The sequence below is a fragment of the Streptomyces sp. SAS_270 genome, from assembly GCF_052543295.1.
Map to the genome: position 1 here is coordinate 95,685 of NZ_JBMNDS010000008.1, position 23,084 is coordinate 118,768.

Annotated in this window: 17 protein-coding genes; 13 read left to right on the forward strand and 4 right to left on the reverse strand. The window is 67.0% G+C overall.

What is annotated here, in order from left to right; translation table 11 throughout:
* The first annotated feature begins 67 nt into the window (after positions 1 to 67).
* Positions 68 to 1,093 (forward strand): pentapeptide repeat-containing protein, encoded by a 1,026-nt coding sequence (locus ACN6LB_RS08010; protein ID WP_445025160.1) that lies wholly within the window; start codon positions 68 to 70, stop codon positions 1,091 to 1,093.
* Between the two features lie 625 nt (positions 1,094 to 1,718).
* Positions 1,719 to 4,115 carry an nSTAND3 domain-containing NTPase gene (locus ACN6LB_RS08015; protein ID WP_445025161.1) on the forward strand — a complete coding sequence of 799 codons (2,397 nt, stop codon included), beginning with the start codon at positions 1,719 to 1,721 and terminating at the stop codon, positions 4,113 to 4,115.
* Positions 4,116 to 4,232: 117 nt separating this feature from the next.
* On the opposite strand, the gene ACN6LB_RS08020 is transcribed toward ACN6LB_RS08015, so the two are convergent.
* Positions 4,233 to 5,585, reverse strand: a complete 1,353-nt coding sequence (locus ACN6LB_RS08020) for a tetratricopeptide repeat protein (protein ID WP_445025162.1) — start codon at positions 5,583 to 5,585, stop codon at positions 4,233 to 4,235.
* Positions 5,586 to 5,774: 189 nt separating this feature from the next.
* On the opposite strand from ACN6LB_RS08020, the gene ACN6LB_RS08025 reads away from it, so the two are divergent.
* Complete coding sequence (locus tag ACN6LB_RS08025) at positions 5,775 to 6,338, forward strand: ATP-binding protein (protein WP_445025163.1); 564 nt, start codon at positions 5,775 to 5,777, stop codon at positions 6,336 to 6,338.
* A 311-nt stretch (positions 6,339 to 6,649) separates the two neighbouring features.
* The gene (locus tag ACN6LB_RS08030; RefSeq protein WP_445025164.1) at positions 6,650 to 6,955 is read left to right on the forward strand and encodes a hypothetical protein; all 306 of its coding nucleotides are present in this window, start codon (positions 6,650 to 6,652) and stop codon (positions 6,953 to 6,955) included.
* Positions 6,956 to 7,362: 407 nt separating this feature from the next.
* On the opposite strand, the gene ACN6LB_RS08035 is transcribed toward ACN6LB_RS08030, so the two are convergent.
* Positions 7,363 to 8,142 carry a GntR family transcriptional regulator gene (locus ACN6LB_RS08035; protein ID WP_445025165.1) on the reverse strand — a complete coding sequence of 260 codons (780 nt, stop codon included), beginning with the start codon at positions 8,140 to 8,142 and terminating at the stop codon, positions 7,363 to 7,365.
* A gap of 163 nt (positions 8,143 to 8,305) precedes the next feature.
* Between ACN6LB_RS08035 and ACN6LB_RS08040 the strand changes: the two genes are divergently transcribed.
* The 5 genes from ACN6LB_RS08040 (at position 8,306) to ACN6LB_RS08060 (ending at position 11,937) form a co-directional block, all read left to right on the forward strand.
* A complete protein-coding gene (locus ACN6LB_RS08040; RefSeq protein WP_445025166.1) occupies positions 8,306 to 8,662 on the forward strand; it encodes an SCO3933 family regulatory protein in 357 nt (118 codons plus the stop codon).
* A complete protein-coding gene (locus tag ACN6LB_RS08045; protein WP_445025167.1) occupies positions 8,662 to 9,963 on the forward strand; it encodes an FtsK/SpoIIIE domain-containing protein in 1,302 nt (433 codons plus the stop codon). The genes ACN6LB_RS08040 and ACN6LB_RS08045 overlap by 1 nt, the downstream gene beginning before the upstream one ends.
* On the forward strand, positions 9,960 to 10,157 hold the full coding sequence (locus ACN6LB_RS08050; RefSeq protein WP_445025168.1) for a hypothetical protein: 198 nt from the start codon (positions 9,960 to 9,962) through the stop codon (positions 10,155 to 10,157). Before ACN6LB_RS08045 ends, ACN6LB_RS08050 begins: the two co-directional genes overlap by 4 nt.
* Before the next feature lie 296 nt (positions 10,158 to 10,453).
* Positions 10,454 to 11,815, forward strand: a complete 1,362-nt coding sequence (locus tag ACN6LB_RS08055; protein WP_445025208.1) for a replication initiator — start codon at positions 10,454 to 10,456, stop codon at positions 11,813 to 11,815.
* A complete protein-coding gene (locus tag ACN6LB_RS08060) occupies positions 11,803 to 11,937 on the forward strand; it encodes a hypothetical protein (RefSeq protein ID WP_445025169.1) in 135 nt (44 codons plus the stop codon). The genes ACN6LB_RS08055 and ACN6LB_RS08060 overlap by 13 nt, the downstream gene beginning before the upstream one ends.
* A 65-nt stretch (positions 11,938 to 12,002) precedes the next feature.
* On the opposite strand, the gene ACN6LB_RS08065 is transcribed toward ACN6LB_RS08060, so the two are convergent.
* Positions 12,003 to 13,565: a recombinase family protein gene (locus tag ACN6LB_RS08065; protein ID WP_445025209.1), complete on the reverse strand. Its 1,563-nt coding sequence runs from the start codon at positions 13,563 to 13,565 to the stop codon at positions 12,003 to 12,005.
* 444 nt (positions 13,566 to 14,009) lie between these two features.
* Positions 14,010 to 15,629: an MFS transporter gene (locus tag ACN6LB_RS08070; RefSeq protein ID WP_445025170.1), complete on the reverse strand. Its 1,620-nt coding sequence runs from the start codon at positions 15,627 to 15,629 to the stop codon at positions 14,010 to 14,012.
* Positions 15,630 to 15,849: 220 nt separating this feature from the next.
* Between ACN6LB_RS08070 and ACN6LB_RS08075 the strand changes: the two genes are divergently transcribed.
* The 4 genes from ACN6LB_RS08075 to ACN6LB_RS08090 all read left to right on the forward strand — a co-directional run bounded on the left by ACN6LB_RS08075 (position 15,850) and on the right by ACN6LB_RS08090 (position 22,993).
* A complete protein-coding gene (locus ACN6LB_RS08075) occupies positions 15,850 to 16,692 on the forward strand; it encodes an NPCBM/NEW2 domain-containing protein (protein WP_445025171.1) in 843 nt (280 codons plus the stop codon).
* 94 nt (positions 16,693 to 16,786) lie between these two features.
* Positions 16,787 to 17,974, forward strand: coding sequence for a hypothetical protein (locus ACN6LB_RS08080; RefSeq protein WP_445025172.1), 1,188 nt, complete (start codon positions 16,787 to 16,789; stop codon positions 17,972 to 17,974).
* A 48-nt stretch (positions 17,975 to 18,022) separates the two neighbouring features.
* Positions 18,023 to 18,790, forward strand: a complete 768-nt coding sequence (locus tag ACN6LB_RS08085) for a TIGR03936 family radical SAM-associated protein (RefSeq protein WP_356139573.1) — start codon at positions 18,023 to 18,025, stop codon at positions 18,788 to 18,790.
* 261 nt (positions 18,791 to 19,051) lie between these two features.
* The gene (locus ACN6LB_RS08090) at positions 19,052 to 22,993 is read left to right on the forward strand and encodes an Rne/Rng family ribonuclease (protein WP_445025173.1); all 3,942 of its coding nucleotides are present in this window, start codon (positions 19,052 to 19,054) and stop codon (positions 22,991 to 22,993) included.
* Positions 22,994 to 23,084: the final 91 nt, after the last annotated feature.

Below are 23,084 nucleotides of genomic sequence, written 5' to 3' on the forward strand. Positions count from 1 at the left end.
CTCCGCCGCCAGGCGGTTCCACCTAGTGAGGCTCCCGTGGAACCGCCAGCGCAAGGGGTACCCCCTGATGCGCACTAACTCCGCCATCGCTCAGCTCTGGTCACTCCTCACTCGAACCCATCCCGTTTTCTCGGTCGTTCCGCTGTATGCGGCCACCCGGCGCGCACGTCTCGGGTCTCTCATGACACGGACAGACCCCGTCTTTCTGTCGCTCAGACAGGGCGAGGAAAAGCCGCCGATCCAACCACATGGGCCGGCTGTGCCAGCAGCCTTGATCCACGGAGATCTGCGGGGCACAGACCTGTCCCACGCCTTCCTCGCCAACGCTCACCTGGGCGGCACCGATCTGAGCGACTCCAACCTGTTCCAAGCCAACCTGGCTGGCGCCAACCTGGCCAACGCCAATCTGAACGGCGCCGACCTAACGCAAGCTGACCTGAGATCCGCCGATCTGACTGGTGCCATATTGACCAACGCGAATCTGACCCGCGCCAGGTTGAACAACGCCATCCTGACCGGCGCTGACTTTTATGGCGCCAACATGTACAGGGTCAATTTGACCCACGCCGACCTGAATGGCGCCAAGCTCCACGGCGTGACCTTGCTCGATGCCAACATGAACGGCGCGGATCTGACCCACGCCGACCTGAGTTCCGCCAAAATGACCCGCGCCAATCTCGCTGAAGCTGACCTGACGAACGCCAACCTGAGCTCCGCCGACCTCTTTCGCGGAGACCTGACCGGCGCGAAGCTTCCCGGCACCAACCTTGGGGGCGCTGGCCTGACCAGTGCGAAGCTCCCCGGCGCCGATCTGCACGGGGCCAAGCTCGTCTACACCAACCTGACCGACGCCGACCTGAGCTCCGCCGACCTAACTTACGCCGACCTAACCGATGCCAAACTATCCAGCGCTGACCTGACCCACGCCGACCTGTCGTGGTGCATCTGGTCAACACGTACAGATTGGCCAGCCGAGTTGTATGCGGATATCCGTCGCCGCTCTGAGGAGGTCCGTTCCGGCGTCTTCCGCATCCGGGGTGCTGCAGGTAGTGACCGTGTGCCTGACTTGCCATCCCCGGTGCCAGTGAGCTGAAGACCACCCTGATTGGTGGGTGCCGTTGAGGCGTCCCTACCCATCCGTCATCACTCTCCGTCTACCTAACTCAGGTAGCACAAAGTTCTTCAGATCCCTGTCGGGACGTTGTTCACCGGGCATAGCGGGAAGCTAGCAGAAACCCCAACTGACCTGCGAAGACGCATGAGTTAGTTCGGTCAGCACGCCTGACGCTCATTTCTCACCCGAGATAACAGTTGATGTTGGTCATTACCCGCTGATGGGCGCTTGGCCCCAAGCAAGTAACAGTGGGAAGAAGCCTTTAGTTTGATGATCGCCAGACAGCTTGGGCCTGGGGCGAGGACCACTCTGCTCCGGTCTTGATCGCGTGATCATTTGACGTTCGGGAGGGAGGGACGGCTTTGCTCGCGTCCCGTTCCCGGCGGCAACCCGGCTGGGCACCGTTCAGGCACCATGGACAGGAGCCCCAGGGTGGTCTCGGAGAGACCTGGCGCGAACGTGCGGGTTTGATGCTCCCTCCTGATAGGGCTTCCCTGGGTACGCGTGATGCCGCACGCCATCCATGAGGACCATGGGTGCGTGCATGCATAGGCGATGAGTCGAAACATGTGTCGAACCGGCCTGTTGCGAGCATCATGGTGACATGGCCAGGAACTACAGCGATTTGTCGCCGTACGACTTTGAAGTACTTGTCCGAGATCTCCTCCAAAAGGAAACAGGTCTCCGGCTTGAGACATTTCCTCCTGGCCGGGATGGTGGAGTCGACGTGAGGCTATATCGCGATGCTGGGGAACAGCTTGTCGTTCAATGCAAGCACACGCCCGGAAAGCGTTATGTTGACATTAAAGCACAGCTAGCCAAAGAGGCCGAGAAAGTCTCAGGTAGGTTTACCGTGCGATATATTCTTGTCACTACAGCATCTCTAACTCGGGCAAATAAGCGTGAGATATCTAGGACCTTCAGAGGTGTCAAGCTGGCAGAAAACGACATCTGGGGACTAGACGACATAGAGAACTATCTCCGACTTCACCCCGAGGTCGAGCAGAATAATTTCAAGCTGTGGATCACCTCGACCGCAGTACTTCAAAGGCTATTGCATTCAGAGATCTACGAGAGAAGTTCCGGTCTCGTTGACCACATGCAGGCCAGGGCGCAGCTATATGTTCCGAGCGACGCTTTCCCCCATGCGCAAAATATTCTGAAAAGACATAGAACCTGTTTGATCTCTGGGCAACCCGGAATCGGTAAGACCACGCTAGCGGAGATGCTTCTGCTGCACTATTTGGCAGACGGTTGGAGCGTGCACGTTGCATCTGAAGATGTGGCGGAAATTGATAGAGTGTGGAGACGAGGGGAAAAGCAGGTCTTCTTCTATGATGACTTTCTAGGACAGAACTCGCTGGTTGACAAAATGAACAAGAATGAAGACAGCCGACTTGTTCAAGTGATTAAGAGAGTTCAGGCCGTGCCGGATAAGCTCTTGATCCTCACGACGCGCGAGTACATTCTCCAACAAGCAGAACAAATATATGAGCCGCTTCGCCGAGCCACTTCCCTAGATGACGGAAAGTTCATTCTCGACATTCGCCACTATAGCAAGCATCAGCGAGCGCATATCCTCTACAACCACATCTACTTTTCAAGCTTGTCGAAATCTGCCCGCGTGTCGGTTCTTGAAGGCCGTCGATACCGCAAGCTAATAGAGCATGCGAATTACAACCCTCGGTTGATCGAGTTGATGGTTGCAACATTTACTGAACGGCAGGGCCTGGTGTCAAGTTTCGCGGATTACGCAGAGTCTTCGTTGAGGGATCCAAGCAGCCTTTGGGAAACAATCTTCGAAGAGCAGCTCTCCGAAATTGAGAGAAATGTGCTGGTCGTCTTGGCGACCTTCCAGTCTAGAGTATCCGTGAAAGATCTTGAGGTAGCTCTCCGGGAATATGAGTCTATGCATCGAGGAGTGAGTCTTCCTCATAGGAAGCTGATGCTGGCTCTCAAGCGTCTCCAGGGAACCTTTTTGGTCATGGGCAGTGTCGCAACCACGGATCCGGAAGGGGGAACTGCAGGGTCCATTCCCCTCGTGTACTTCGCAAACCCGTCGTTCAGTGACTACATCTACCGGTATCTGTCCACACGGCCCGACGAAATTAACGAAGTCATAGAAAGTTGCGTTTTTTTTGAGCAGCTTCAGACCGTATGGAACTTGGGGCAGAGTCGATTTGGTGCAGACTATCTACTGGATACTCTTTTTGCAGGGCGCGGCTATCCGTCCCAAGGTGTTGACATTCAATCCCTCGATTTGGATAGATTCGCGGTCGGGCTCGCTCGCACCCGCACGCAACGAACCTGCTATTGGGTCTCGAATGGAATTTTCGGGCGAGAGGGGGTAGAGAAGAGTGAGATGTCAATCCGAGCGCGAGATCTTCAGATCCTTCGGATGAATGACAGGGTTGATGGCGGCCTGCCCATGACGGAAGAAATTGGGCGGGTTCAGGATCGATGTCGAGAAAGGCTATTTAGTGCCCCGGTCGAAGGAGTCGATCTTGATTCTGAGCGAGAAATCATACTCTATCTTGCAAAAGTTGGAGTTGATGAGACATGTCTAATTCATTTGAGAGATCGCGCTCTTGGAATTGCACTGAGTAAATTGGAGAGGCCGGCCGATTTCGAGATTGCCTTCAACATTTTCGACATCCCCAACCTGCCGGACGTTTCTGGCCAAGAGGAGAGGGTTGATGAACTGCGTGCAGAATTCCTCAACACGGTCGAGGGGTGGGAGGTATTGAAAGCTAGAGAGGCGATTAGCGTCGGGGATTGTGAAGATGCGACCAGTGATGTGATAGCGGCTGCCGAGGCGTTGGGAGTGTCCGTTAGAACTCCTGAGTTGGATCAGGCTTACGAGTATTGGCTGGAAGTGCAATCCAGCGATGGATACCGAGAGGTGACGAGGGAGGGAGTCAGTTCAAAATCCCTCACCGATAAATTGGTTGAATCTACTACGGACCGAAGTATTGATGCCATGTTCGGTTCGCTGAAATGATGCTCTTCGTGAAGATTCAATAGTCCGGAAAGTGGATTTCTTTGGATCCGGGAGTTTCGGGCGCGCGTCGCATGACGTATGTTCTGCTTTTTGAGTTTATCGACAAATGAAGAGTGCTCAAAAAGGAAGATCGGGCCTGACTGCGCCTCGCTTGATGGTTGTGATCCGTTCGTGGAAGTCGCGCGTGGCCGGCTCGCGGGGGTAGCGCGAGCGGAGTTCCTTGTCCAACTCGTCGGCGACCAAAAGCAACGACGGGAGGGACTTGCGGTCGGCTTCAAGGGCTCTGGTGCCCATGCCGATCGCTTCCTCGATCTCGCCAGTGCGGGCGGCGGCGACTCCGAGGGTGAGGCGGGCCTCTGCGGCGCGCATGGGGGAGATCTCGGTTCCCTCTGGGCCAGTGCTGATACGGATCACCGATCGGGCGTGAGTGGCGGCCCGCTCGTCGTCACCGAGCAGTCGGTAGGCGTCCATCTCGTAGAAGTCCCACTTGTCCGGATCGATTATGAAGTGGTGTTCCGGGTGATCCGGCCGGGGAAGGCGGTCCAAGCGGGCGCGTCCAGCGTCCAGGGAGTCGCGGACCAAGCGTGCGTCTCCCATGCGGGCGGCGGCGCGGGCTTTGTGGGCGTATAGCTGCACGCCGACAGAGTGAGCCTGGTCGGCGACGTGTCCAGCTTCAACGGCGTCGAGCATGTCTTGCCAGCGGCTCTGGGTGAGGGCGAACCAAGCCTCGATCTCCCATGCCCACGCCATGATTTCGCCGTGGCTGGCCTCTTGGCCGATGCGGAGCGCTGCGGCCTTGCTGAGGTTCGCGGCTTCTCGCTGGCCTCGGTCGTACTGGACGCACGCGTTCAGCAGAAACAGCCAGCCAGCGTCGACGAGAAGCTCCCGGTGCTGGCGGAGGGTCGTTCGGCCTTCGAGCTGCTTGGTGACGTATTGGAGCCCGTTGCGGGTGCGCTCGTGCAGGTAGTCGGCATCGGCGTAAGGGTAGGCACGGGCCAGTTGGTCGATGCCCTGTTCGATCGACTCCAGAGCCGCGCTGTTGATGCTGGACATCTCGGTTCGCCTGAGCATCTCGGCGATGTCCCATAGGCCTGTGCCGCCCTGTGCGATCAGTGCGCTCGGGTCGTCTGTCGGGGACGGGCTGGCTTGCTGTTCCAGCTCCCACGGGCGTGGGGCGACTCCTGCGAGATGGCCGGGGATGCGTAGGCCGTCCAGCACTTCGAGGATCTTCTGAAACTGGGTGATCCGTGGGCGGACGCCCTTGCCGTCGGTGTCGGGCCGGGCCATCTTCCCGATGTGCTCGCGCTTGTAGCTGACGGCCTCGGCGATCTTGGCGTAGCTGACGTTTCCGTGGATCTTGGCGAGCCTGAAGACCTCGCCGAAGTCGTGGTTCGCGATCGCTGATCGCACGTCCGCGCGTTCCAGAACGTGCGGCGGTAGAGCTGCCGGTGTCGGTGCCGCTTCGGTCATTTCACTTCCCCATTGTGAGAGACCTGACGTCGTTTCTGATCCGATCTTGCCTGCCGCGCCTGTCTCGCGAGTGTACCTACGAGGGGGGTCCCCAAGAGGGGGGAGCGACGGGCGGTGCATGCGGTGCACCCTCTCTTCACCCTGCCGGGAGAGCCTCGGCAGGCGTGACCAGAGACGGTGGACCGTGTCATGGACGCGAGAAAAGAGCGACATGAGCGAGTGGTGCAGGAGTTAGACGCGTTCGCTCACTGGTTCTCGGTGCCGGATCCCGCTTCCGCTGGGCGTTTTCTGGCGCTGACGCTCTTTGCCGAGTCGCGCGACACGGCACGCGTCGCGCGCGACATGACGGCGGTGTTCCTTCGGCGTGCAGGTGCGAACGAGATCGTGGACGACGCCCAGTTGATCGTGTCGGAGCTGGTGGGGAACGTCGTGAACCACGCGGTTCCGGACCCCTGCCTGGCGGAACCCGGCGGCTCGCGGCGCATCGATGTGACCTTCAAGATGTGGCCGAAGTGGCTGTTCATCGGCGTCACGGACGAGGACTCGACGCCTCCGTTGCTCCCTCAAGGCGAGACGTTCGCGCCTGGCCTGATGGGAGAGCTGTCCGAGGCGGTCTTGCCCGACAGCGGCCGGGGACTGCTCATCGTTCAGCGGCTGGCGGCGGTGGCTTGGTGGACCCCCGAGGACAAGGGAGGCAAGACCGTGTGGTGCCGACTCGACCTCGACAGCGGAGCCGAGGACAGGGCTTCTTGACGATCTCCGGGCAGTCGCCGCCGCGTTGTTCCTTCGGGAGCGGGTGACAGTCCGGGGCCGGAGCAAGTTTCCTCCGGCCAACGGGGCGTGGCTTCTTGGACGACCCACCGGGTTCCCCACTCGGGTCCAGGGGGCTGCGCTCCACAACCGAAAACCGAGACCGGGCCACCCCCTCAGCCCTGGAAAGCGGAGGGTGGCCCGGTTGGGGAACGCGAAGATCCCCGGTGCCTGATGGTACCGGGGTTGTCGTGCTGCGCAATCTGCCCTGGGCCAAAGAGAGTTGACGACCCGTTATCTAGATCAGGGCAGAGGTGGGAAAGGTGACTGGCGCGGGTGAAAACTGGCTGAGCGATGGACTGGACGTCGCGGGCGCGGACTCCGGTCTGTGGGTGCCCGGCGTCGACTACGTCGCGGGCTGGTGCGTGGCGCGGGAGGCTGCCGACCGGTTGAACCGGGCGTTCCTCGGTGCGGGGTTCGAGCTTTCGGAGGTGCGGGCGGTTGCCTCGACGGCCGAGGACGGGCGCGGGGTGGTCCGGGTGGCGGGCTGGCCAGATGCGGCGGCTCGGCTCGCCGGGCTCCTGGAGGCGGTCGCGAGCGGTGAGGGCGGCGCATCGTGAGGCGCCTTTTCGCTGATGAGTGCTGCACGTGGGCACGTCGCCGGCCGCAGAGACTTTGGGCGGTAGCTGCCATGGGGCGAGTGAACAGGGGGCCTTACGCTCGCCAGCGGATCGGGCAGTCCTTGGAGCTGCCCGCAATAGCCCGATCGGCCCCCTGTTCTTCGAGGCTCGCCCCATGGGAGCTGCCTAAAGTCTCGGAGGCCGTCGACCCCCAGCCCCGTGGGCCCCGGCCTGGGCTGTCCGGTCGCGGCATGTCGACTTCAGGCGTGCTGCGGTGCGGGCAGTGGGCCGACCGGCCGGGACCGGCGGTCACGCCGCACGCCCGGCCGGGGCGGCCGGGCTGCCCGGCGCGCCGCAGGCGCGCCCTTGAGGAAGTGAAGGCGGTTTCGACCGACACAGGTTGGCGCTCAGGATCGGGTGCGTCGCGCGGGCTCCTTGTCGGCGGTGATCCGGTAGGCGAGTTCGGCACGGTCCGCACCGACGCGGAGCTCTTCGAGGATCAGCGGGCGGTCGGCGGTACCGTGCGTGACTCGGGACAGGTGCAGGATCGGTGTCGCGTCCGAGAGTTGGAGCGCGGTTCGCTCGTCGGGGAGCGGCATGCGGGCGCGGACCGTCTCGGACCACGACAGCTTGTGTCCGGCCTTCGTGAGCAGTTCGTAGACCGCTGCGGGGCGACTGTCCGGCGCCTCGGCCAGTGCTTGGATGCCCTCGGCCACCTCGAAGGGGATCAGCGTGCGGTGCATGGCCCGTGTACCGCTGGCGGGGTCGACGAGCAGCCGGTCGCAGCCCAACAACGCTTCTTCTTCGCCGAGTTCGAGCAGTGGGCCCGTGGCCTTCGTGGTGTGCGAGCGATACGGGGTCGGCTCCTCTGCCTCCTCCCAGACGGCGCCATTGGGCAGAACGAATTGGCCGTTCGACGTGCGGTTCACGCGGCGATCAAGGGTCACGGAGGGCTGTCCGTCGGAGCGTACGAAACTGCCCTTGCCGTGCCGGACATCGATCAGCCCTTCTGCCCTGAGTGCGGCCACGGCGTTGCGGACCGTCGGGCGGGAGACCTTGTAACGCTCGATGAGCTGGGCCTCGGAGGGCAGCGGGGCGCCGGGCTCGAACTCGCCCGAGAGGATCGCTTCCCGGATGGCGGCGGCGACCTGCTGGTAGAGCGCTCCGGGGCGTTGGATCTCCGTCATCTCGGCACCTTCGGGTCGAAGTCGTAGGCACGTCGCACGCGCGACATCACTCGTCAGCATAAGTAGTTGCTCCCTCGCCGTACAGAGGCGCATAGTCATCACTCGTAAGGACAAGTGACGTCACGTCAAGAGTGGCGTCCGATTGGCCAAGGAGGCCGAAGCAATGCAGTCCATACCCGTGGACACGGCGCGACTGGGCGTACTGCGGTGCGCCATCGCACCCGAAGCAAAGATCAGCAACTCCGAGACGCAGGAGGTCAAGAAGGACCGCGACGGCAACACGATCTACACCGTGGCCGTCGTGGTGCGGCAGGACCGGCGGCGTATCTCCGTCATCGAGATCGCCGTTGCCGGTGAGCCGAAGGGCATCGAGGAAGGCCAGATCCTCAAGGTCACGGGCCTGATGGCGTTCGCCTGGGCGATGGGCGACCGGCATGGAATCAGCTTCCGCGCCGACGCCATCACCCCCGTCACGAGTGCTCCGGCTGCGGGCCCGGCCAAAACGGGCGGTGGCGCGTGATGGGTCCGATCCTGCTCGCCTTCGGGCTCGCAGCGCTGGCGTGGGTGCTCGTCGTCGGTGACCTGCTGCGGCGGCACCGTCCAGCCTGGCACTGGTACGTCACCGGCTACCCGGTCACCACGTTCCGGGTGCTGATGACCTGGCGCAAGGTCGCGATGCTCAACGACCTTGCCGTATCCCGCCGTCCCCCGCGCGGGCTCCTCGGGGACGTGATGGTCAAGGGTGATCCGCTGCGGCCGGTGGCTCCGCGTCTGTCGTTTCCGCGCGCTACCCGCATGGGCCTGACCGCGGTCGTACGGCTGCACGCGGGGCAGACCCCGGCGACGTACATGAAGGCGGCGGAAGCCTTCGTGCACGCCTGGAAGGTCCACGCGGTGCGGGTCACCTCGCCGCAACGCGGCCTGGTGCTGTTAACCGCGACAGCCACAGACCCGCTGGAGCGGCCCGGCTTAGCCACGGCCCCGGCTGCGCTGCTGGCGGTGCTCATCGGCGCCCTGGAGAGCGGCGGCGCCTGGGTGATGGACCTGCGGATGGTGCCGCACTGGCTGATCGCCGGAGCCACCCGGTCCGGCAAGTCCACCCTGCTGGCCCGGCTGATCACCCAACTCGCCCCGCAACCCGTTGCCCTGATCGGCATCGACTGCAAGGGCGGCATGGAACTCGGCCTGTTCGCCGGACGGCTGAGCGCGCTCACCACCTGCCGACGCGAGGCGGTCACGGTACTCACCGCGCTCGTCGTCGACATGCAGGACCGCATGCGCGCCTGCCGCGCGGCCGGGGTCCGCTCGATATGGGAGCTGCCCGACACGCTCCGGCCCGTGCCCGTCGTCGTGATCGTCGACGAGCTGGCGGAGCTGTACCTCTCCGACGGCCGACGCGAGAGCAAGGCGGAGGCAGAGCAGTGCTCCACGCTCCTGCTGCGGCTGGCGCAACTCGGTGCCGCGCTCGGCATGCACCTGGTCGTCGCCGGACAACGCGTCGGCTCGGACCTCGGCCCCGGCGTCACCGCACTGCGGGCCCAGCTCGGCGGCCGCATCTGCCACCGCGTCAACGACCCCGGCACGGCGGAAATGACCCTCGGCGATCTGAACAAGGACGCCGTGGCCGTCGCCCAGTCGATCACGCCGCAGGAACAGGGCGTGGCCGTCTGCACCGGACCGGACGGCGGCTGGAGCCGAGCCCGCTCACACCTGACGCCGACCGACGAGGCCATGGCGACCTCCCGCAAGTACGCGCCCCTGACACCCGAACTCCCCGCCATAGAGCGCGCCCTTGCGGCGCTGGAAGGAGACGACAAGTGATCAGCGAAGGTACGGCGTTCACGTTCGCAGTGATCTTCGGGATCATCACCGTCCTCCTCGTCCGCTCCCACGACGTCCGCGCCTGGGAAGCGGTCTGCGTCGGCCTCTTCGGGGTCTACCTCGGCCAAACCCCGGTGGTCTTCACCATCCACGGCCTCGTCACCTGGCTCATCAGCGGCTTCTCCCACACCTGAGCAGAAAGGACGTACGTCATGCCCATGCCTCGCGTGAGGTGCCCCATCTGCAAGGGCGACGGAGCCCGCAAGACCTGGACCGGACGCTGGCACCGCTGCCGCGTCTGCCGGGGCACCGGAACCATCCGCTGACCCCGCACACCACCCCCGAATGCACAAGGAGCGATCGCCATGGACGACAGCGCACCACCCACCCTCACCCGTGCCGCTTCGGCGGCCCACCCCGGAAGGTCACCACCATCACACCCGAGTTCACCCCGGCCGACAGGCGCGCCGTCCTCGACCGCGCGGCGCGCCTGCGTCAGCTCCCCGAAGCAGACCGCGACGCAATCCGCATCGCCCAAGATCCGAAGTTCGCACGCTGGTTGGAGCAGATCACCTCCACGGGCGGGTGCGCGCACCCCGTGCACCTGTCCGGCTCAACGACCGCCCTGGACGCGGCAACCGGCGAGATTCTCCGCCACTACGACACCCGCGACGAACCCGGCGAACGACTCCTCGTCCGCTGCCGCAACCGACGCTCAACCGTCTGCGCCCCCTGCTCCCGCCTCCACGCGGGCGACACCTTCCACCTCGTCCGCGCGGGCCTCCTCGGCGGCAAGAACGTCCCCGCCACCGTGCGCCATCGCCCCCGACTCTTCGTCACTCTGACCGCCCCGTCGTTCGGGCCTGTGCATCGTGCCGGGGAGCATTGCCGACCGCGCCGCGCCGGTGGCGAGTGTGAGCATGGTCGGCCCCTCGGTTGCGGCGCTATCCATGACGCGAACGGGCCCCTCGTCGGCCAACCTCTCTGCGTCGACTGCTACGACTACGCCGGACATGTCCTCTGGCACGCACACGCCTCCAAGCTGTGGGACCGCTTCGTCATCGACGTCCGGCGGCGCCTGGCCTCATCGGTCGGCATTGCACAGTCCCGCTTCGCCCAACACGCCCGGCTCTCCTTCGCCCGCGTAGCCGAGTACCAGAAGCGTGCGGCGGTCCACGTGCACGCGGTCGTCCGCCTCGACGGCCCGGCGGGACCGACCGACGAACCCCCAGCCTGGGGCACAACCGACCGACTGACCGACGCGGTCCGCGCCTCCGCGAGTCGGGTCGTGGTCCGCACTCCTCATAGTCCTGCCGTCGGCGAACTCACCCTCCGCTGGGGCGTCCAGGTCGATGCCCGACCCCTGCGCGCCGACGGCGACGGACCCGATGATGACGCCGTGGCCGCGTACGTCGCCAAGTACGTGACCAAGGGAGCGGGCGAGACGGGCGCCGTACTCGACTACAGGGTTTTGGCCTGTGACGACATCGAAGCAGCCCACGTGTCCGACCATGTCCGGGCCCTTATGCACACGTGCTGGCGCCTCGGCGGCCTCCCTGAATACGAGCCCCTGCACCTGCGGGCCTGGACCCACACCCTCGGCTACCGCGGCCACATCCTGACCAAGTCCCGCGCCTACTCGACGACGTACGCGGCCCTGCGCGCCGATCGCGCCGCACACGCGGGCCAGGACACCATGCCCGACACGGTCACCGATGCGCACTGGCGCTACGTCGGCTCCGGCCACACCCTCGGCGCTGCTCTCGTCGTGGCCGGAATTGCCGATGACCTTGCGGAGTCTCGACGGCTCGGCGGGGACGCGAGGCAAGAGCAAGGGGGGTGGAGCCGATAACTCCTCTGCCCGACCCTGACTCCAGGGACGACGGAGCCATCGGCCTGATCGAAAGCGAGATCGTGATCGTGGACGAGGACGGCACGGAGGAACCGTTCGACGCCGCTTCCTGGTTCGAGTGACACGCAACGCCGCCTTCGCCTACAGGCCGGGAAGGCGGCGTTGTTCATGTGCGGGCTGGGCAATGTCAGAGGGCTTGCGCGAAGTCGTCTTCTCGTATCACGAGCCGTTTGCGTACGTCCTTCGGGATCAGCAGGCGAAGGTGCACTTTCGGGGCGCGCACCTTCGGAACCTTCGTGCGCGTGACCTCGCACCGGATGCCGACTCGGTACAGGTCTGCGGCCATGGCTTCCATGCCGCCTTCGTGCCAATGCTGGCGGAAGGTCTTTCCGCCGTGCACGTTGACCCATCGGTCCTTCGCCGTCTCGGGGTCGACGGCTTCCAACTCCCCGATGAGCTTGTCGAGCGTCGCCTCTGCCTGCTCCTTCGTGAACCGGGTCTTCGTGTACCGGCCCCCGGGTTCAAGCTCCTTCATATAGAGCGCAATCGACTCTTGAAGGCGCTTGATCTCCCGCCGCACCTCGGCACCCTCGGCGTACTGGCGAACCTGTACGGGGAAATCGCCCAGGACCTTGAGCACGTCCTCTACCAGGCGCTCGTAGACCTGCTGCGGGTTGGGCGCGCCGAGTCCGCCGCTCTTGCAGTTGCGGCATCGTAGGTAGTGGTAGGCCCCGTACTCGCTGTTCGTGATGTGTACGGTCATGTTCGTCTTGCAGTCGGCACACAAGAGGACTCCGAGGAACTGAGTCGCTCCGCCGACACGGCGCGGAGGCTGGTTCTTCTTGCGCTTGTCGAGAGCGGCGCCGAGGGTCTCGAACTCCTCCTCGGTGAAGATAGGGGGAGCGACCTTGATCGGCCTGCCGTCCTTGCCGAGGATCGGCTTCGAACGCCGTTGCCCTCCTTGCTTGTCCTCTTCTACTCGGTAGCCGAGGAGCGCAGGGTTACGGAGTCGGCGGTGGAGCGTGGCCACGGTGAGACCCTGGCTCATGAGGCCGGACCGCTTCAGGCAGCGCACCATGTACCGGGCGGAGCGTCCTCGAAGCGCCATGCGGCGAGCCCAGTGCAGCGCTTTGCGCGCCTCGGGATCGATGGCGAGAACGACCTTCCCCGTGTCGTCCTCGTCCACGACGTAGCCGTACGTCGGCTTGCCGATGATCCAGTCTTCCTGAGTCTTCGCGTAGTCCCACAGGCTTGTGACTCGGGTAGCGGTGTTGGACGCTTCGATCTCGGCGATACCACCGATGATCGTGACCATGATCTTCCCGGCCGTCGTCGTGAGGTCGAGACTGTCGTTCTTCGAGACCAGGTTCTTTCCGCGCTTCAGGCTCCACTCGATCATCGTCGAGAGATCGGAGAGGCGACGTACGAAGCGGTCGAGCTTCCAGAACAGGAGCTGATCGAACTCGGGGGAGCGGTTGTTCAGCCACTCCCCGAGTGCCTTCCGCTTCCAGGGCGGAACCTTCGTGGCTGACACGTTCAGGTCTGAGGCGACGCCGACGACCCGACAGCCTCGTTCCCTGGCCAGGATGCGGAGGTCAAGCTCCTGTCGCACGGGTGATGTCGTGTCATCCGTCAGCACAGACAGGCGGATGGATAACAGAGCCCGAGGGGCGTCCTCGGGGAGTAGTGCCTCAGCCCGCTTCAACTCTTCCAAGAGAGCAAGGTCGGCCTCGGTCCATTCGGCTTCCACGTTGTAGGCCGCTCGCTCTGCTGCGGGCCGCCGCTGTCCTCGTCTACCCATACCAACGAGCGTAGGCCTAGTTTTGACACTTTTTCCATATGCCCGCAGATGGACACGCACATCCAGATCGGCCCGACGGGTCGGAAGCTGCTACCTCTGACCGTCAAGAAGGACGCTGCGAGCAGCGGGCACACGCACTGACCGGACTGGACGGCAACCGACCGTGCGGTCCTTGGACTCCGGCGGGATTTCGGCCCGGTCCGTGCGCTCAGCCGGCAGCTCGGTCCTGCGGTTGCCGTTCACGGGGCCAGTTCCCGGATGGCGGCGAGGGCCGGGTGACCCCAGGTCACGCCGGGCCGAGGCGTGGAACGCGTCGCCTTGGCCTGCCATGGACAGGCGTCGGACGTCTTGCTCCGGGTGTCTTTGGTGTGGCGTGGCCCTTTGTCCCGGTCGTCACTTGTGGCCCGCCGAGCGGGGTTGGGTTGTCGGAATCCGCCGGGTGAAGAACAGGGACAGCAGTGCGGTGAGGGCCAGGATGGCGAGTGCGGCGCGCAGGCCGTCCAGCCTCGCCGCGGCGTTCGCGTCGAGCGCGGCCTCGGTCACCCTTGTGCTCGTCCCCGCCTCGTTCAGGGTGCTCTGGAGCTGGGCGTCCGAGAGGAAGGGCGCGCCGCTCTCGAGTTGCACGGTCGCCTGGCTCTTCACCCCGGCGGGGATGTCCGGGTTCTGCTCGACGGTGGTCAGGAACGAAGTCGTCAGTACGGCGATCATGATCGACCCGGCGAGTGCCGTACCGATCGAGGCGCCGAGGTTGGTCACGGCGTTCTGGACGCCGCCGACCTCCGGGCTCTGTTCGTCCGGCACCGCGGACACGGTGACCGATCCGAGCTGGGACGCGAGCGCGCCCATGCCGAGCCCGATCAGCAGGAGCGGAATGGTGACGATCTCGGCGCCCGCGTCCGCGTCGAGCGCCGCCATCAGGGCCACCGCGCCGGCGAACAGTGCGAGAACGCCGAGTCGTACCACTCGGCGTGGTGAGACGTTTGGCCACAGGCGAGGGATCAGGATCGCCGCGGCCAGCAGCGTCAGCGAGAGGGGCAGGATGCGTGCCCCTGTTTTGAGCGCGGACAGGCCAAGGGCAACCGACAGATAGAGCGGTACGACGAAGAACACGCCCATCTGCACGAGGTATTGGAAGAAGAACATCGTCAGGCCACCGGTGAGGTGCCGGTTCCGCAGCAGGGCCGGGTCCACCAGCGGCTCCCTGCCCCTCTCGGCGAGGTGGGCCTCCCAGTGCAGGAAGAGCCAGATCAGGAGCACGCCTGCCAGCATCAGCCAGACGACCAGTGAGATGCCGAGCCAGGAGGGGGCGTCGGGCTTGGGCAGGAACCAGCCCCACTCGCTCGATCGCAGTACGCCATAGACGAAGGTCCCCAGGCCGAGGGCGCAAAGCAGGGCGCCCAAGAGGTCGATGCGCGGGCGGGTGTCCGCCGGCGCGTCGGTGATGCGTCGTCCGAGTACGAGGATGCCGATCACGATGCCGACCTCACCGGCGAAGACCCAACGCCAGGAGAAGAACGTCGTCGCGACGCCACCGATGAGCGGCCCGACCGCGATCGCCGCGGCTCCTGCGGCGGCGACGAGTCCGTAGGCGGCGGGCCGGCGTTCCGCCGGGAAGTTGCCGGCGACCAGCGCCACGATCGCGGGCAGGATGAGCGCCGCCCCGACGCCTTCGAGGAACGACCAGCCGAGCAGGAGAACGGGAAGGTTCGGAGCGAGAGCCGTGGTGAGGGATCCGCAGCCGTAGATGACGCAGCCGATCAGAAAGGCCCGCTTGCGGCCGATGAGTGCCCCGACCTTGCCGCCGGGGATCATGAGCATGGCCATCACGAGGGTGTAAGCCGTGATCGCGCCCTGGATCCCGGTCACGGTCGTGCCCACGTCGTCGGCCACCGTCGCGATCGAGACGTTCATGACGGAGCTGTCGAGCGCCATCAGGAACTGCCCGGCCGCGAGTGTCAGCAGGACCAACCCCGCTTTCGTCGAAGTCTCAGGAGTGCCTGCCCCGGATGCCATGGCCACCAGGGTCCCAGCAGGCCGGGGCATGGCTCCGCGACCCGCCACGGAGGTCAGCCGGTTGGCGGCCTCGGCGCGGATACGCACCGCGGCCTGCCCGCACATGGGCACGACCATTCGCGGGCCTCGGAGAGTTCTTTCTTTTCCGTTCGCAGGGCGCTTCGTGCGTGCCATGATGCTAGGTCTCGACGCGGTCATCACCCGGGGGACGGGGGAACGAGTGAACAACGCGCTGCCGGTATTCGGCGCCCTCGCAGGTGCGTTCGTGGCCATATCCGGTCCGATCTATCTCGCCGCATTGACGGTTCTGCACGGTGATCCCGCCCATGAGACGGAGCCGCAGAAGGCGGTGCGTGAGAAGCGGGGGCGGAAGATACGCAAGAGTGCCCACGTATTTGTCTGCTGCGGGGTATTGATCTTCCTGGTCGGCCTGATGGTGAACAGGTTCGGTGGAAGCGATGCCGTCAAGGCCGACGCGAAGGAGTCCCTCTCGCCGTCGCCGGACGGCGGCCCTTCCCCCAAGCCGGACCCCACGGACTCCGCCAGTGACCCGGCCCCGACCGACCCGACCCCCTCCGAGACCGACAGCCCGACCGGCGGCCCGAGCCTCGACCCGACCTCGGCCGGCCCCACCGGCGCACTGTCTCTCTATCTGTCCGAACTGGATGTCACCGCGCGCAAATCCGCTGGATACGATGCCGCGAACCCGCAGATAATGGGTACGACTTACGCCCACAGCGCTTCCCTCGATGAACCGGACTGCTACCGGAAGGTCAGCGATTCCTGGGTTCAATGGGCTGTCCCCGGCGATTATCGTCGACTGGAGGCAACCGTCGGATTCAGTGACAGCAACAAAGCGCAGCTTCTCTCGGCGACGCTGAAAGTGACCGTCAATAACGTGGTCAAGTGGACGGGCACCGTGACGACAGGTGACAAACCCTTGAAGATGGAAGCCGATGTGAGCGGTGGCCAACTGCGCATTGCAGCCACCTTCGTCAATCACCAGGACGACTGCTCGGGGTCCGACCAACTCCTCCTCGGGGACGCGCAGCTGACGGGATGAGTGAGCGTCACCTCCGCGAGGGTCGCCTCCCGTCCGAGAGAAGCACATCCCGATCGACCGCATCCAGACGGGCACCCGAAGCGTCTACGCAGGTATGGATTTCGAAAAGGCGCCCGTCCAGGCACCCCCGCCGCAGTCGCCCGAGGGGTGTCTCGCGGTGGCGATCCGGCTCCCGGTGCGGATCGTCGTTCTCGTGCTGGTCGTGCCGGTGCGGATGGTGTGGGACGCGCTGGTCGTGGGCGGGCGGTTCCTGAACGACACGCTGCTGCGGCCGCTGGGGCGGGCGTTGCTGTGGGTGGGCCGGGCGCTGTTCGTGTGGCCGTGGGTGGCGCTGTGGCGGTATGCCGTCGTGCCGGTCGGGAAGGGGCTCGCCTGGCTCGGGCATGTACTGCTCGTGGTGCCCGCGGTGTGGGTGTACCGGCAGGTGCTCACGCCCCTGGGGCGCGCGATCGCCTGGCTGGTGCGGGGTGTCGGGGCCGGGCTGGCCTGGGTGTTCGGCGTCATCGGGGCCGCGCTCGGCTGGGTGTTCGGGGTCACCGGAGCCGGGCTTCGCTGGGTGTACGCGCGCGTGCTGACGCCCGTCGGGCACGCGATCGCCTGGGTGCTCAGGGGCATCGGGGCCGTGCTCGCGGCGGTCGGGATCGGGATCTACGCCGGCGCCGCATGGCTGGTGCGGTACCTCGTGGTCGTGCCCGCGCTGTGGATCCACCAGTACGTGCTGACGCCTGTGGGGCGGGCGATCGCCTGGGTGGCCGAGGGCGCCGCCTGGCTCGTACGGATGATCTTCACCGGGATCGGTGCTGCCTTCTACTGGACCGCGCGCATCCTGCTCGTGCTGCCCGCCCTCGCCGTGTGGCGGTGGGTCCTCGTGCCCGTCGGGCGGGTGCTCGCCGTCATCGTGCGGGAGGTCGGCGAGGCGCTCGGGCATGCCTGGCGGGTCGCCGGGCGGATCTCGCTCGCCGTCGGGCGGTTCCTGGGCACCCTCTCGCGGTGGATCTTCGTGGAGCCGGTGCGCTGGGTGTACCGGACCGTGCTGACCCCCCTCGGGCACGTCGTGCGCGACACCGTGCTGCGGCCCGCCGCCGAGGCCGCGCGCAGCGTCGGCCGCGCGACCCGGCAGGCGCTCACCGCCGCACGCGAGTCCGCCCGGCAGGCCCGCGCCGACTTCCGCCGGATGCTCTTCGGAACGCCCGCGGAGCCGCAGGCCGTGGCCCGCCGGGAACCGGCAGCGGCCGAAACACGTACTCTTGGTAGCAGTACGACCGCTCTCACGAAGGACTGAACGACACTGGGCAAGCGACAGCCCGAAGGCCCGCCGCCCGCACCCGCGGTGCAGCGCATCCGCCTGCGCTACACCAAGCGCGGCCGCCTCCGGTTCACCAGCCACCGTGACTTCCAGCGCGCTTTCGAGCGTGCGCTGCGCCGCGCCGAGGTGCCCATGGCGTACTCGGCGGGGTTCACACCGCACCCGAAGGTGTCGTACGCCAATGCCGCACCCACCGGCACGGGCAGTGAGGCGGAGTATCTGGAGATCGCCCTCACCGAGGCGCGTGACCCGGACAAGCTGCGCGAGCTCCTCGACGAGTCGATGCCCGTCGGGCTCGACATCATCGAGGCGGTCGAGGCCCGCACCTCGGGTCTCGCCGACCGGCTCACCGCATCCACCTGGGAGCTGCGCCTCGACGGCGTGGCACCCGAGGACGCGGAGCGCGCCGTCGAGGCCTTCAAGGCGGCGGACGCCGTCGAGGTGCAGCGCAAGACCAAGAACGGCATCCGCACCTTCGACGCCCGCGCCGCTGTAGCGAGTCTCGAGGCGCACTCTCCCCAGGCTGATAGGCCGACAGACCAGGCCTGTGCGATACTGCGCCTGGTTGTTCGGCACGTGACGCCTGCCGTACGACCCGACGACGTCCTGTCCGGTCTCCGAGCTGTGGCCGACCTGGCGCCGCCGGTCCCCGCAGCGGTGACCAGGCTGGCGCAGGGGCTTTTCGATGAAGAGACCGGCACGGTGACCGACCCGCTCGCGCCCGACCGCGAGGCAGCAGCGACCGAGCAATCCACGGTCGCCGCGACTGCCACCGCGAAGGCGCCGGCGTAGGGAAGGTTCCGCGTAAGGACGGACGTCGTAGCGTCGCCCTCGTACTCGGGAGCCACCTGGGTCGGGCAGCGCACCGACCAGAAGACTTTCGCCAGGCCGTACGCACACATGGCGTACGGAACCGGCGAGACAGGACACAGAGAGCTCCCGTGCGGCGCCCGCGCCCCGGACGGCGGCACCGCGCATCGCGCGAGCCGCGGACGTCACCGGTACTGCCGGACCAGGCGCGGCGCCCGGGAGCCTGACGGGAGATCCACCCGCATGCTCGAACCGACCGAACCCACTGAGTCGTCCGTGGGACCCGACAACGACACCCCCAGCGACACCCTGCCGCCGCGGCGCCGCCGCCGCGCAGCGTCCCGCCCCGCGGGACCGCCCTCGGGTGTCTCGGAAGCCGCAGCCGAGGCAGCGGCCGAGACCACGGCGCCGGCCATACCGGCTGTGGCGTCCTCCGCCGACCTCGCGGCCTCCGAGCCCGACGAGGCCGTGGAGACCGCAGAGACAGCGCAGGCCGCAGAAGCCGAAGAGGCCCCTGCCGCGCGTCCGCGCCGCCGTGCCACGCGCCGGGCCTCCGCCCCCACCGGAGCGCCGCAGGCCGCCGAGGTCGTGGAGCCCACCGCGGAAACCCCCGCGACCGAGGCGCCCGCTGCCGCCGAGGTCACCGAGACCCCCGCGCCCGCCGCCGAAGAGGCCGCGCCCGCCGGGCGTACGCGCCGTCGTGCGACCCGCCGCGCCTCCGCACCCACCGGTGCGCCCGCTGCCGCCGAGGCCGAGCCGGCGCCCCAGCCCGAGCCCGAGCCCGTCGTGGAGCCGGAGCCCGTCGCGGACGCGGAAGAGGACACCGCTCCCCGCCGTACGCGTCGGCGCGCCACCCGGCGCGTGTCCGCGCCCGCCGGTGCGCCTGAGGGCGACGCCGCCGACGAGCGTGTGGAGGCGCCCGTGACCAGCGAGACCAAGCCCGCCGAGACCCCTGAGCCCGTGGCCGCCGAGACGGCCGAGGCCGAGGAGGCCGCGCCGCGTCGCGGCCGTCGCCGCGCCACCCGTAAGGCCGCTGTCGGGTTCTCCGCGCCCGCGCCCAAGGAGCGCGCCGAGGACGAGGGGGCGCGCCGCCCGGCGCGTCCGGCCGTCGCCGTGTTCCAGGCGCCCGTGTTCACCGAGCCGATGTTCCAGACGCCGGAGCGCGCTGCCGCCGCCGCTGCCGCCGAGGCGGCCGAGGAGGAGGCCGCGGAGGCTCCGGAGGCCGTCGAGCCCGAGGAGGCCCCCGAGGCCGTCGCCGCCCCCGCGGTCGTCGAGGAGGAGACCGGCCCGCGCCGTCGCCGCCGTCGCCGTGCCGTCGAGGAGGCGCCCGCGCCCGTGGCCGAGGAGCCCGTCGTGGAGCCCGAGGAGGCCGTCGAGGAGGAGTCCACCGAGGACGCCGCCGACGGTGACGACTCCGAGGAGACCGGCTCCCGCAGGCGCCGCCGCCGTGGTGGCCGCCGCCGTCGCCGGGGCGAGTCCGCGGACTCGGACGCCGAGGGCGGCGAGGACGACTACGCGGCCGACCAGGTCGCGCAGGACGCCGAGGACACCGCCGAGCAGGTCGAGGAGGACGCCGAGGACGAGGACGAGCGCGAGGAGGCGGGCGGCTCCAGCAGCAGCCGTCGCCGTCGTCGCCGTCGTCGTCGCGCCGGTGACTCCGGGACCGAGGCCGAGGCCGGTGACGGCGACCCCGAGCGCACCGTCGTGAAGGTCCGCGAGCCGCGCAAGGCCAAGGACGAGCACCCGTCGGACGAGGTGCAGTCCATCAAGGGCTCCACCCGTCTGGAGGCCAAGAAGCAGCGCCGCCGTGAGGGGCGTGAGCAGGGCCGCCGCAGGGTTCCGATCATCACCGAGGCCGAGTTCCTGGCGCGCCGCGAGGCCGTCGAGCGCGTCATGGTCGTCCGCCAGAGCGGCGAGCGCACCCAGATCGGCGTCCTTGAGGACAACGTGCTCGTGGAGCACTACGTCAACAAGGAGCAGTCGACCTCGTACGTGGGCAACGTCTACCTGGGCAAGGTCCAGAACGTGCTGCCTTCGATGGAGGCCGCCTTCATCGACATCGGCAAGGGGCGCAACGCCGTCCTGTACGCCGGTGAGGTCAACTTCGAGGCGCTGGGCATGGCCAACGGCCCGCGCCGTATCGAGGTCGCCCTCAAGTCCGGTCAGTCGGTGCTCGTCCAGGTGACGAAGGACCCGATCGGCCACAAGGGCGCCCGCCTCACCAGCCAGGTCTCGCTGCCCGGCCGCTACCTGGTCTACGTCCCTGAGGGGTCGATGACGGGCATCAGCCGCAAGCTGCCCGACACCGAGCGCGCGCGTCTGAAGACCATCCTCAAGCGGATCGTTCCCGAGGACGCGGGCGTCATCGTGCGCACCGCCGCCGAGGGCGCCAGCGAGGACGAGCTGCGCCGTGACGTCGAGCGGCTGCAGGCGCAGTGGGAGGACATCCAGAAGAAGGCGAAGAGCGGCAACGCTCCGACCCTGCTGTACGGCGAGCCGGACATGACCGTCCGTGTCGTGCGCGACATCTTCAACGAGGACTTCACCAAGGTCATCGTCAGCGGTGACGAGGCGTGGCAGACCATCCACGGGTACGTCGCCCACGTCGCGCCCGACCTGGCCGACCGTCTCTCGAAGTGGACCTCCGAGGTCGACGTCTTCGCGACGTACCGCATCGACGAGCAGCTCGCCAAGGCGCTCGACCGCAAGGTGTGGCTGCCCAGCGGCGGCTCGCTGGTGATCGACAAGACCGAGGCGATGATCGTCGTCGACGTCAACACCGGGAAGTTCACCGGTCAGGGCGGCAACCTCGAAGAGACCGTGACCAGGAACAACCTGGAGGCGGCCGAGGAGATCGTGCGCCAGCTGCGGCTGCGCGACCTGGGCGGCATCGTCGTCATCGATTTCATCGACATGGTCCTGGAGTCCAACCGGGACCTGGTGCTGCGGCGTCTGCTGGAGTGCCTGGGCCGTGACCGTACGAAGCACCAGGTCGCCGAGGTCACCTCGCTGGGCCTCGTCCAGATGACGCGCAAGCGGGTCGGCCAGGGCCTCCTGGAGTCCTTCTCCGAGACCTGTGTCCACTGCAACGGCCGTGGCGTGATCGTGCACATGGAGCAGCCGACCGCCGTCGGTGGCGGCGGCAAGCGCAAGAAGCGCGGCCGCGGTGGTGCCGAGCAGGAGCACACGCACGAGCACGAGTCCGTGGTCACGGACGCCGAGGAGCTGGAGAGCGAGACCGAGGCCGAAGTGGCCGCCGAGATCGCCGCGCCGGTCGCGCTGTCCGAGTCGGCCGTGGCGGAGCCGCTGAGCGACGCCTTCGTGCCCGACGACGAGCTGTACAGCAGCGCCGCCGAGGCGGAGGCCGCCGCGACCCGTGGCCGTTCGCGGCGCCGGGCCACCCGGCGGGCGTCCGCTCCGGCGGGTGCGCCGCGGGCCGAGGGCCGTCCCAGCCGGCGTGAGGAGCGTGCCGAGCGCGCTCTCAAGAGCCGTGAGGCAGCCGAGTCGGAGCCGGTCGCGGTGGAGGACCCGGTCGTCGAGGCGCCGGTCGCCGAGGCACCGGTTGTCGAGACCCCGGTCGTCGAGGCTCCCGCCGCCGCGCAGGAAGCCGTACAGGACGACGCCGCTCCCAAGGGCCGTACGCGCCGTCGTGCGACCCGCAAGGTGTCCGCCCCGGCCGGTTCGCCCAAGGCGGCGGACGAGGCCGTGACGGTCACGGAGCCGGTCGCCGAGCCGGTCCGGGCGCCCGAGCCCGAGGCCGTCGAGGCGAAGCAGCCGGAGCAGGTCGCCGAGGCGCCCGCCGAGACGCCCGTCGACAGCGCCGCCCCGGCCCGTCCGCGCCGTCGTGCGACCCGCAAGGCCACCGCGCCCGCCGCGTCCGAGGAGGCGGCCGTCGTGGTCGTCCCGTCGGTCACCGCGGAGAGCGCACCCGCCGAGGTCGTGGCCGAGACCGGGTCCGACGCCGAGGCGGCTCCGGCCAAGAAGGCGGCCGCTCGCAAGACGGCGAAGAAGGCGACCGCGAAGAAGGCAGCCGTCAAGAAGACCGCGGCCAAGAAGACGGTCGCCAAGAAGACGACGGCCAAGAAGGCGACCGCGAAGAAGGCGGCCACCAAGACGGCGTCGAAGAAGACCGCGGCGGCGGAGCAGACGGTGTCCTCCGTCACGGCTTCGGCCGACGAGGCCTGATCGACCATCGCCCCTGGTCCGGTGGTGAATCCGCCGGGCCGGGGGCGTCGGCGTGAGCGGCCGCACTCCCGCGGGGACCGACCTGGTTTGA

Coding starts and splice junctions, on each gene's coding strand:
- ACN6LB_RS08010 (WP_445025160.1), top strand. CDS start 68: ATGCGCACTAACTCCGCCATCGCTCAGCTCTGGTCACTCCTCACTCGA.
- ACN6LB_RS08015 (WP_445025161.1), top strand. CDS start 1,719: ATGGCCAGGAACTACAGCGATTTGTCGCCGTACGACTTTGAAGTACTT.
- ACN6LB_RS08020 (WP_445025162.1), bottom strand. CDS start 5,585: ATGACCGAAGCGGCACCGACACCGGCAGCTCTACCGCCGCACGTTCTG.
- ACN6LB_RS08025 (WP_445025163.1), top strand. CDS start 5,775: ATGGACGCGAGAAAAGAGCGACATGAGCGAGTGGTGCAGGAGTTAGAC.
- ACN6LB_RS08035 (WP_445025165.1), bottom strand. CDS start 8,142: ATGACGGAGATCCAACGCCCCGGAGCGCTCTACCAGCAGGTCGCCGCC.
- ACN6LB_RS08040 (WP_445025166.1), top strand. CDS start 8,306: ATGCAGTCCATACCCGTGGACACGGCGCGACTGGGCGTACTGCGGTGC.
- ACN6LB_RS08045 (WP_445025167.1), top strand. CDS start 8,662: ATGGGTCCGATCCTGCTCGCCTTCGGGCTCGCAGCGCTGGCGTGGGTG.
- ACN6LB_RS08070 (WP_445025170.1), bottom strand. CDS start 15,629: ATGGCATCCGGGGCAGGCACTCCTGAGACTTCGACGAAAGCGGGGTTG.
- ACN6LB_RS08080 (WP_445025172.1), top strand. CDS start 16,787: ATGGATTTCGAAAAGGCGCCCGTCCAGGCACCCCCGCCGCAGTCGCCC.
- ACN6LB_RS08090 (WP_445025173.1), top strand. CDS start 19,052: ATGCTCGAACCGACCGAACCCACTGAGTCGTCCGTGGGACCCGACAAC.